This is a genomic window from Nocardioides sp., assembly GCF_050699375.1.
Lineage (GTDB): Bacteria > Actinomycetota > Actinomycetes > Propionibacteriales > Nocardioidaceae > Nocardioides.
Genome location: NZ_JBOHDN010000396.1, coordinates 1 through 5,380, shown reverse-complemented (window position 1 = coordinate 5,380; position 5,380 = coordinate 1). Strand labels below are relative to the sequence as shown.

General features: G+C 68.3%; 7 protein-coding genes and 1 tRNA gene. All 8 read right to left on the bottom strand.

Translation table 11 applies throughout. The features are described 5' to 3' along the window. Positions 1 to 142: 142 nt before the first annotated feature. The gene (locus tag ACRDPS_RS25885) at positions 143 to 991 is read right to left on the bottom strand and encodes a Bax inhibitor-1/YccA family protein (RefSeq protein ID WP_431504543.1); all 849 of its coding nucleotides are present in this window, start codon (positions 989 to 991) and stop codon (positions 143 to 145) included. A 123-nt stretch (positions 992 to 1,114) separates the two neighbouring features. Further along, a tRNA-Leu gene (locus tag ACRDPS_RS25880) sits at positions 1,115 to 1,188 on the bottom strand. A gap of 19 nt (positions 1,189 to 1,207) precedes the next feature. Beyond that, on the bottom strand, positions 1,208 to 1,768 hold the full coding sequence (def, locus tag ACRDPS_RS25875) for a peptide deformylase (RefSeq protein WP_431504542.1): 561 nt from the start codon (positions 1,766 to 1,768) through the stop codon (positions 1,208 to 1,210). Further along, positions 1,765 to 2,283, bottom strand: coding sequence for a glycine cleavage system protein R (locus ACRDPS_RS25870; protein WP_431504541.1), 519 nt, complete (start codon positions 2,281 to 2,283; stop codon positions 1,765 to 1,767). The genes def and ACRDPS_RS25870 overlap by 4 nt, the downstream gene beginning before the upstream one ends. Positions 2,284 to 2,343: 60 nt before the next feature. Beyond that, positions 2,344 to 3,093, bottom strand: coding sequence for a hypothetical protein (locus tag ACRDPS_RS25865; protein ID WP_431504540.1), 750 nt, complete (start codon positions 3,091 to 3,093; stop codon positions 2,344 to 2,346). A gap of 115 nt (positions 3,094 to 3,208) precedes the next feature. Continuing rightward, entirely contained in the window at positions 3,209 to 4,150 is a 942-nt protein-coding gene (locus ACRDPS_RS25860) for an exopolyphosphatase (RefSeq protein ID WP_431504539.1), read from the bottom strand. Beyond that, positions 4,147 to 4,656 carry a DUF501 domain-containing protein gene (locus ACRDPS_RS25855; RefSeq protein ID WP_431504538.1) on the bottom strand — a complete coding sequence of 170 codons (510 nt, stop codon included), beginning with the start codon at positions 4,654 to 4,656 and terminating at the stop codon, positions 4,147 to 4,149. The genes ACRDPS_RS25860 and ACRDPS_RS25855 overlap by 4 nt, the downstream gene beginning before the upstream one ends. A 7-nt stretch (positions 4,657 to 4,663) precedes the next feature. Continuing rightward, positions 4,664 to 5,161 (bottom strand): FtsB family cell division protein, encoded by a 498-nt coding sequence (locus ACRDPS_RS25850; RefSeq protein WP_431504537.1) that lies wholly within the window; start codon positions 5,159 to 5,161, stop codon positions 4,664 to 4,666. Between the last annotated feature and the right edge of the window lie 219 nt (positions 5,162 to 5,380).

Sequence of the window (5,380 nt, the reverse complement as noted above, 5' to 3'; positions counted from 1 at the left end):
GCTCCGAGGGGAGCGGGCGGCTCTTGTCCTGTTGATTGGTCTCGACACGCTTCGCGGGTTCGCTCCGCTCACCCGCTGCGCTCGCTCGACCAGATCGACCTCACGCGGCCTTCACTCCTTCGTCGTGAAGGCCGCTGGCCGATCAGTCTGACTGGAAGATCGCCAGGAGGCGGAGCAGGTTGGTGTAGATCCAGACCAGGCTGACGGTCAGGCCGAAGACGGCACGCCAGGACTCGCGCTCAGGGATCTGGGCGCGGATGCCCTGCTCGATCATGTCGAAGTCGAGGATCAGCATGAACACACCGAGCGCGAGGCCGGCGATGGCGGTGATCATGCCGAGGGTGCCGAGGCCGAAGAGACCGAAGCTGGCACCGAACATGCCGAGCACGACCTCCATCAGGCTCAGACCCACCATGCCGAACATGGCCGCGATCACGAAGGTGCGGAACTTCGCGGTGACCTTGATGTTGAAGAACTTGTACGCAGCCAGGGTGCCCGCGAACGCGGCGAACGTGCCGATCACGGCCTGGACGACGATGCCGCCGCCGATCATGGCGTCGAACACCTTGCTCAGCGCGCCCAGGGCGATGCCTTCGGCAACCGCGAATGCGAGGACCAGAGCAGGGCTGATCACTCGCTTGAACGAGTTGACCAGCGACAGGATGAAGGCTGCTCCGGCGCCGAGGGTCGCGGCCATGTAGAGCGGCGCGAGGCTCGCCGTGGAGCCGATGTCGGGGGTCAGGACCCAGGTCGCGATGGCGGCGAGGACGACGACGCCGAGCGTGATCGCACCCTTCTGCACCACCGAGTCGATCGTCATCGGGGCGCCGGTGGTCGGTGCCTGAGGGGCACCGGTCGACCACTGGCTCGGGTCCTGCCCGTAGCCGGCGTGCGGAGCGCCGTTGCCACCGTAGGTCATGTTGCCGTAGGCGTTGTTCGACGGCTGCCCGAAGCCCTCTGCCCTACGGAACACCGGGTTGTTGCTCTGCATCTGGGGTCACTCCTCATAAGCGACTGGTGGGAACCGCCGACGTGACGGCTCCATATGGCCAGCGTACTGGGCCTGTACGTCACTCAACGTCCGGGTCGACCCTGAGGTTCCGGAGATGCGGAGTGCCCCGGGTGGGACTCGAACCCACATCTGGACGATTTTAAGTCGTCATCCTCTGCCAGTTGGGACACCGGGGCCGCGCGGAAGAGATTAGCGTCATAAGTACGTCTGGCGCTGGTGCAGCGCGTGGGCACCGGCGACGCGGTCGATGAAGAGCAGGCCGTCGGTGTGGTCGATCTCGTGCTGCAGGCATCTGGCCTCGAAGGCGTCGGTGACGATCTCGACGCTCTCGCCGGTGACCGGGAGCTGGCCGCGTACCTTCAGTCTTGAGGCTCGCTTCACGTCGCCGGTCAGGTCCGGGACCGACATGCACCCCTCACGTGCCTTCTCGTTGCGGCTGGCCTCGATGACCTCGGCGTTGCACAGGACGTACGTCCCGTGGTGGGTCTTGGTCTTGACGTGGGTCGAGACGTCGACGCAGAAGATCCGGGCGGAGACTCCGACCTGGTCGGCGGCGAGGCCGACGCATCCGGGCGATACCCGCATGGTGGCGACCAGGTCGGCGGCGAGCTGGACCGTCTCCGGAGCGGACGGGTCGACGTCCTTGCCGGGGACGGACAGGACGTGAGCCGGGGCGCGTACGACATCGAGGACCTTCCCCTCGACACCCAGCTCGGCCTCCGTCCAAGCGAGCACCCGCTCGTTGACGGCGCTCACAGGTCGTCGGCCTCGATCGGCCGCAGGGTGGCGTCGACGCCGAGCTCCTGGGTGACCCGCTTGATCGAGGCCTCCAGCGCGGCGACATCGGCGGCGGCCGGGAGCTCGAGCTCCGCGACGACGACATAGAGCTCGCCGGAGAGACGGGTGGTCAGGTCGGTGATGTTGCCGCCCGCCGCGGCGATCTCGGCCGTCACCGTGGAGACGATGCCGGGCCGGTCACCACCGTGGACCGAGAGCACGAAGAGCCGGCCGGCGCCGGCGGGAGCCTGCTCATCGGGGAGCTCGTAGACCGTGACCGTCAAGGTGCCCTCGGACGCGATCGGCTCGAGATCGGCGCGGATCGCCTCAGTGGTCGCCTCTCCCGCGCAGAGCAGCGTCATCGCGAAGTGACCTCGGAGCCGGGTCATCGTCGAGTCCTCGAGGTTGAGTCCGAGTCCGGCCAGACGAGCGGTGGTGTCGGCGATGATGCCCGGGCGGTCGTGGCCCAGGACGGTGATGGCGTGGATGGTCACAAAACCATTGTCACCCGCGACCCGCCGATGGCGGGCCGCGGGTGACTCAGGTGGACTCGATCAGCCGCGGAACCACTGCGTGTCGGAGTCCTCCTTGGGAGTGTCGACCGGCTCCGGGGCGTACTCGGGGGCAGCGTCCGAGGTCGGCTTGACCACGGTGTCACCCTCGCCGAGATCGTCGTACGATGCCTTGCCCGGGTCCGAAGCCGGGTCCGCGGGCGGGGCCGCGACCTCTTCGGTGGACGAGGACGGGACCTCTTCGGCGTAGGGATCGATCGGGTCAGTGAGCGGGTCACCGGTCACCGGCGCCGGCGACTCCGGCGGGTAGCCGCCGTATTCGCTGGTCGTGGACGACTCCGTGGCCCCAGGGGTCTCCGGGGTTGCCGGTGACTCCGCGTCGAAGACGTCCTCGGTGGTGGACGCGCTCGACTCAGGCGTCGATGCCGGGGTGGACTCCGTGGTGGAGCCGTTGCGGTGCAGCTTCTCGGAGGCGACCCCCGCGGCGGTCGCGGCCTTCTCCTTGGCCTGCTCCGCGTAGGGACCAGCCTTCTCCTTGACGGTAGCCGCGTACGGCCCCGCCTTCTCCTTCACCGTGGTGGCGTAGGGACCGGCCTTGGCCTTCGCGGCCTCGGCATAGGGAGCAGCCTTGTCCTTCAGGGGCGCCGCCTTCTCCGAGGCGGTCGCGAGGGCCGACTGGACGCGCGGGTCGTTGGTGACCTTTGTCGCGCCGGCCTTCAGCTGCTCAGACTTGTTCTTGACCAGCACACCGATACCAGCGGCGGCGAGTGCAAGCAGGATGAGCTTCTTCACGTCATGACCTTCCGAGAGACAGCTTTCGGTTTGTTTGATGGGTGTGCCGTTGAACCCAAACCTAGGCGTCATACTCAAAAAAGCCACACACACAGGTCAAGCCCCCCCGACATGCCTAGTCTCTAATGGACCAGGCGATTCCGTCGAGGATGTCTGATTCGGAGACGAGGAGAGCCGCGACACGCGAGCGTCTGAGAATCCGAGTCAGGATCACACCGCCGGCAGCGATCACATCCGCCCGTCCCGGGTGCATCCAGGGCAGCGCGAGCCGCTCGTCGACCGTCATCGCGAGCAACCGGTCCACGACCTTGTAGAGGTCTTCGGGATCGATCTCGGCATGGTCGGTCGCGGTGGGGTCGTACTCGGTCAGGCCGAGCAGCCCCATGGCCAGCTGGATCACGGTTCCGCCGACCGCGACCGCAGTGCGGGCGGTGCCGGGATCGACGGGGCAGGCGTCGAGGTGTGCGTCGATGTCGCGTACGCAGGCCTCGATCTCCTCCATCGTGGGCGGGTCGGAGCGCAGATGGCGCTCATGGAGGCGTACGGCACCGATGTCCATCGAGTCGCTGATGGTCGGCCTCGGGCCCTCGCCGAGGATCAGCTCGGTCGAGCCGCCGCCGATGTCGATCACCAGGACCGGCGGCACCGGGTTGCCGGGCAGGTCGCGGGCCGCGCCACCGAAGGAGAGCGCCGCCTCCTCGGCTCCGGTGACGACCTCTGGAGTGACCCCGAGGCGGGCACGTACGCCCTCGGTGAAGGTGGCCGCGTTGGCGGCGTCCCTGGTGGCCGAGGTGGCGACGAAGCGCACCTTCTCGACGCCGTGGTCACGGATCAGCGCGGCGTACTCGTCGATGGCGCCGAACGCACGCTGGAGCGCTTCGTCCGCGAGCACGCCGGTGCGATCGACACCTTGGCCGAGGCGGACCATGCGGGCCTCGCGTACGTCCTCGCTCAGCCCGTCGGCGGTGATCGTCGCGATCAGGAGCTTGATGGTGTTGGTGCCACAGTCGATGGCAGCGACCTTGCTCGCTGCGACGCGCCGCGCCGCCGGACTCACTGCTCTTCGTCCTCGAGCTCCAGGTCGACGCACGGGCCCGACTTCCACCACTCGCCGAGACGCTCGAGCACCTCGTCGCCGAGCGGGTTGACGCCCGGCCCCTGGGCCAGTGCCTGGCCGGCGAGGACGTGCAGGCACTTGACCCGAGTGGGCATCCCGCCTGCGGAGATGCCGTGGATCTCGGGCGGGTCTCCGAGCTCGTAGCGTGCCTCGAGATAGGCCTCGTGGGCCTTTTGATAGGCGGCCGCGAGCTCCTCGTCGTCGGCCAGCCGCCCCTCCATCTCCTTCATCACGTGGGTGCCCTCGAGGGTGCCGATCTTCGAGGCCGCGCGCGGGCAGGTGAGGTAGTAGGTGGTGGGGAACGGCGTGCCGTTGGGCAGCCGCGGCTCGGTGGTGACCACGTCGGGCAGCGAGCACGGGCAGCGGTGCCCGATCTCGTGGATGCCGCGTGGCTCGCGTCCCAGCTGTGCCGCGATCGCGGACACATCCGCTGGATCGATCGCCATGTCTGTCTCAGTCTTCCTTCTGCTCTGCTGCTTGACCCGGCGGGCCGATCTCCGACTCCGGCCCGTCTCCGGTCTGCTCCGGCGGGTCACCGGCAAGCAGCACGGAACCCCACGCATCGTCCCACCACGCCTTCGGCTGCTCCGCACTGCCCACCTTGCCGGGGTCGGTCAGCTCCGGCTCGGTCTGGATGCGCTCGCCGTTCTCGTCGAGGGCGACGTACGCCGTGTCTCCCGGCATCACGAAACCGAAGCGCTGACGGGCCTGCTGCTGCACGTAGGCCGGGTCCTCCCAGCGACGGGTCTGCTCCTCGAGCTCCTTGATGTGCGCCTTGCGCTGAGCGATCTCGGTCTGGAGGGCGTTGATGTCATGGCGCTGCTCGAGGTAGGCGCGCAACGAGGAGGCGTAGGAGATCACCAGCACGGCCGCGACCACCATGATCATCATCGCCCGGCCGGTGAGCTTGGGCCGGTGCAGCCGCTTCCGCAGCGCATCGATCCCGCCCATCGCCGCCGGACGGGCCGCTATCGGGGCTCGCGGCCGCCGCCCCGGGCCCTGAGGCCCTCGGGGTCCGTGGGTGCGTCTGCTCTGACCAGGTCCCTGCGTCGCCACGGCCTCATCCTCCCATCCAGCACCAGCGAGTCGGCGCATCTGTCCCGCCAGGAGATGCCGAGTCGGCGCGTCTGCCCCATCAGAAGCAGCCGAGTCGGCGCAAATGTCCCAAGG

What these genes read in the sequence shown, in the direction of transcription:
- ACRDPS_RS25885 (WP_431504543.1), bottom strand. Translation starts at nt 991, where the DNA reads ATGCAGAGCAACAACCCGGTGTTCCGTAGGGCAGAGGGCTTCGGGCAG.
- ACRDPS_RS25855 (WP_431504538.1), bottom strand. Translation starts at nt 4,656, where the DNA reads ATGGCGATCGATCCAGCGGATGTGTCCGCGATCGCGGCACAGCTGGGA.
- ACRDPS_RS25850 (WP_431504537.1), bottom strand. Translation starts at nt 5,161, where the DNA reads ATGGGCGGGATCGATGCGCTGCGGAAGCGGCTGCACCGGCCCAAGCTC.